The following is a 3,545-nucleotide window of genomic DNA, read 5'->3' as shown; positions in this document are numbered from 1 at the left end:
TGTGCGGGTGCACTCCTTCTGCACCCTGGACCAGGCCATCATCTTCCCTGGGGTCGAGATTGGCGCCGGTTGCCGTCTGCGCCGGGTGGTGGTGGACAAGGGATGTGTGCTGCCCGATGGGCTGGTGGTGGGCGAGAATGCCGATGAGGATAGCCGCCGCTTCTACCGCTCCGAGCAGGGGATTGTGCTGGTGACCAAGGAGATGCTGGACAAGCTGGTTTGAGGAAGGCCCTTGAAACTGTGTCAGACGCTGTAATGCAAAGGGAGCCAATTTGGCTCCCTTTTTCATGCTGGTGAATGGCGAGGATTACTCGCTAACCACCGCTTTAGCAGCCATCACCATGGCGGTGCCGTGCTTGCCACCGGCAGCGGTCACTTGCGGTACGCCATCTTCATCGGTGTCGCTGCCGGCACCTTCGATGATGTTCTCGCCGGAGTCACCGATCCACTCGGCCATCTGCATGCCACCGTTGACGGTGCCACGGAACCAGCTAACGTACTGACCGGTCAGCTTGGCCAGCTCCAGCTCGGGCGCCTTCTCGACCCCTTCGTTGCGCAGGTTCAGCATGGCAGAGCGCAGGGCGCCGGAGATGGCAGCCTGGGTCCAGGGAGTGTATTCACCCTGTTTACCCGCCAGCCAGGTGCCCGCCTTGGCATTGAAGTAGGCCTTGTCGGCAGCGATAAACAGCTCGCGGGCGGCAGTGCGGTACTTGGCATCGGAGGTAGCGAGGAACGCAGCGGTCAGACCACGGATGGCGGCGAACTGTGCATCGATGGAGTGGCCGGCATCGAGCTTGCCACCCAGGGTGATGCCGTCATGCACCAGACCATTTTTGCCCTTGAGGTTGGCAAGGATGAAATCGGCCTGTTTGCGGATCAAGTCGAGCGCCTCTTGACCCTGCTTGGTCTTGAGGTTCAGCTCGCCATTGTCACCTGCGGCGTAACCGACCGGCAGCGCATCCTGAGCTCGCTGGAATATCTGCAGGGCGACCAGTGCGTAAGCAGCGTCAAAGGTGGTGACGTGCTTGCCCTGTTTGCCTGCCTGCCAGCTGTCGACCAGAGTGCCAGCCTTGGCATCAAAGTGCAGGGCGGCCAGGTTCTTGAAGGTGAGGTTGGAGAGATTGATCGCCAGCGAGAAGGCATCGCTGCCCGCGACGGCTTTGCCCAAGTCATTGGCCTTGTTGGCAGCCGGTGCGGCGGCAAACGGCTCGCCGTCAAACACGGCGTGGAAGGCCGGGTTCTGGTTGGTGTTGGCGCTGCGCTGATCGCTGAAGGCATAGAACTCGGAGAGCGGCCACAGCATCATCCAGGCATCGCGCAGCTGGGCGGAACCATCCACCACCTCCAGCTTGCCGATGGCACCGGCATCGTTGTTGCTGGTTTCGGTCACTTTCACCTGATGGGGGAAGTAAATCACGCCCTTGGCCGGATCGTACTGCGGGGTGATCTTGGCGCCCAGTTGTTTGCCATCGAAGCCAAGCTTGTTCTGCATGATGGCCAGCTTGTCGATGGATTGCTCGGTCAGCATCATGCCGTTGAAGCCATCGGCGGCAGAGACGCCCAGCTTGTGTTTGCCATCCTGATCCATGGTGGCGGAGGCGGCTTCTACCTCTTCATCGGTCTCGGCCACGTGCATGCCGCCGAGGAAGTCTTGCGACCACATCACCTCTTTGAGCAGGATGCCGCCCACCGCTGCGGGCACCAGCAGGTTGTCGCTGCCGCTCCAGCGCAGGGTGCTGTAGTCGCGGAAGTAGGCTGGCACCTGGGTCTTGACGTTTTTCTCGGTCCCTTTGGCTGTCTTGATGGTGATCTGGTCGCCATTGACCGGGGTGGCGTTGACGGCCTGGGCAAACTCCGGATTGGCGGAGGCATAGGGCAGGGAGAGGGGATACATGCCCTGCGGCACTTCATCGGCCGGGAAGCCAACGGCATCGGCCATGGCCAGCACTCGTTGCCCCAGAGAGGCCATGGTGCCACCACGAGCTAGGTTTTGCGGCCCGTTCACCAGATGCGGGCCCATGCCGGATTGGTAGTTGAGGGCGTACATCGCCTCTTCGGAGTATTCGTAGGATTCGATGCCGGCAGCGAAGTCGAACGGGGTCGGCTCATCGGCACGGTTGGCATCCAGCACATCCAGATCCAGCCCCAGCGCTTCGGCCTGCGGCTCACCGGAGAGCTCGAATTCGGTATAGGCCAGCATGTTGGCGGCGGTATTGAATGTCTTGTCTTCGACTTTGACGGCAGCGTGTGCGGCGCCGCTGATCAGTGCGCAGGCGATCGCCTGAACCAGTACGGTTTTTCTCATGTCCCTTCTCACCATTGGTTTTATTATTGACGCTTCTCATGACGAATCTAAATGAGAATGGTCTGCATTATGCTGTGTTGGCGGGGACTTGAGAAGTAAAAAACCGCCCCATTCGGCTGCACGTTAAACCGGATGTGCGCTGTCGAAGAGGACGGTTATCTGTTTATTGCGCTGAAAGTGCCAGTGCGGTGGGGATCAGAGCAGCTTGAACGGGATGACCAGACGGCCCGGCTCTACCTTGAGGGCTTCGACCTTCTCCTTGATCCTGGCTTCGTTCTTGCGGCTGCTGTCGAGGCGGTAGACCGGCGTTTGCGACAGGAACAGGGAGAGCGACTGATTGAAGGTGGGCAGCAGCGGGGTGAGGGCGGCCCCGATATCGGCCGGCTCGGTCTTCACCGAGACCAGCTCAAGGTCGCGCAGATAGATGGCGCCTTGATCGGCTACATAGTCCGGACGGGCGCTCAAAGCAACGCGGATCTTCATCTGCTGGCTGCCAAGGGGGCTGCTCACCTGCAGGTCGCCAGCGGCGTCCAGCTCGATGCGATCTGCTTGTTTGCGGCCGATACGGCTCTGCATCTCGTCCAGGCGGATCTTGCTCGACATGATGCCGGGGATCCCCAGCTGTTTTTCAAAAGAGACCTGATCCTTGAGGTACTGGTTGATTTCGGCCTCGCTGACGTTGTACTGGGTCAGGGAGCAGGCTCCCAGCAGCAGGCAGAAGGGGAGCAAAAACAGGTGCTTTAACATGATTGGTTCCGTGGTTGGGACTTGGGTCATCAAGATGGCGCCATCTTAGGAGGAAACGGCGTGCGCTGCCAGCGTGAACATCCTCATCCCTTTCTTGTTGCAGCCCCGTCTGGGGCCATGTCAATGTCTCCAGACAAGCAATCTTGCGTAGAGAGGCAGGAAGGGCGGGGTCGATTCCCCATAGGCCATCACCACAGCAAGAGCCCAATGTCTGGTGTCATGAAAATCCCATTGACCGAGGGATGAGGTGTCCTGACAAGATCGGACAGTCCCGGATCAAGCAGCCTGAGCAGTTCTCCAATACCTCTTGTTAAACTCCGCCGGGCTGACATTGCCAAGTCGTGAATGCCGACGCTGGCGGTTGTAAAAAATCTCTATGTATTCCTGAATCGCTGCCCTGGCCTCCGCTCTCGTCTTGAATCTATGGTGGTGAACCAGTTCATTTTTAAGAGACCCCCAGAAGCTTTCTATCGGGGCATTGTCGAAGCAGTTC

General features: G+C 59.4%; 3 protein-coding genes and 1 pseudogene. 1 reads left to right on the top strand and 3 read right to left on the bottom strand.

Annotated features, from left to right (window positions below):
* A pseudogene (glgC, locus tag AB5Y85_RS14980) lies at positions 1 to 223 on the top strand (glucose-1-phosphate adenylyltransferase); the annotation flags it as partial.
* Positions 224 to 307: 84 nt separating this feature from the next.
* On the opposite strand, the gene AB5Y85_RS14975 reads toward glgC, so the two are convergent.
* The 3 genes from AB5Y85_RS14975 to AB5Y85_RS14965 all read right to left on the bottom strand — a co-directional run.
* Positions 308 to 2,305: a hypothetical protein gene (locus AB5Y85_RS14975; RefSeq protein ID WP_257688145.1), complete on the bottom strand. Its 1,998-nt coding sequence runs from the start codon at positions 2,303 to 2,305 to the stop codon at positions 308 to 310.
* A 195-nt stretch (positions 2,306 to 2,500) separates the two neighbouring features.
* Positions 2,501 to 3,052, bottom strand: coding sequence for a lipoprotein (locus tag AB5Y85_RS14970; RefSeq protein WP_101529914.1), 552 nt, complete (start codon positions 3,050 to 3,052; stop codon positions 2,501 to 2,503).
* Between the two features lie 276 nt (positions 3,053 to 3,328).
* The coding region (locus AB5Y85_RS14965; RefSeq protein WP_368221690.1) for an IS3 family transposase at positions 3,329 to 3,545 on the bottom strand (217 nt) is incomplete at its 5' end.

The sequence above is a fragment of the Aeromonas sp. R3-1 genome, from assembly GCF_040908345.1.
In the GTDB taxonomy this organism is placed as follows: domain Bacteria; phylum Pseudomonadota; class Gammaproteobacteria; order Enterobacterales; family Aeromonadaceae; genus Aeromonas; species Aeromonas veronii.
Note: the sequence above shows the minus strand (reverse complement) of the source record. Positions and strands in the feature narration are given on the sequence as shown.

What these genes read in the sequence shown, in the direction of transcription:
- AB5Y85_RS14975 (WP_257688145.1), bottom strand. Translation starts at nt 2,305, where the DNA reads ATGAGAAAAACCGTACTGGTTCAGGCGATCGCCTGCGCACTGATCAGC.
- AB5Y85_RS14970 (WP_101529914.1), bottom strand. Translation starts at nt 3,052, where the DNA reads ATGTTAAAGCACCTGTTTTTGCTCCCCTTCTGCCTGCTGCTGGGAGCC.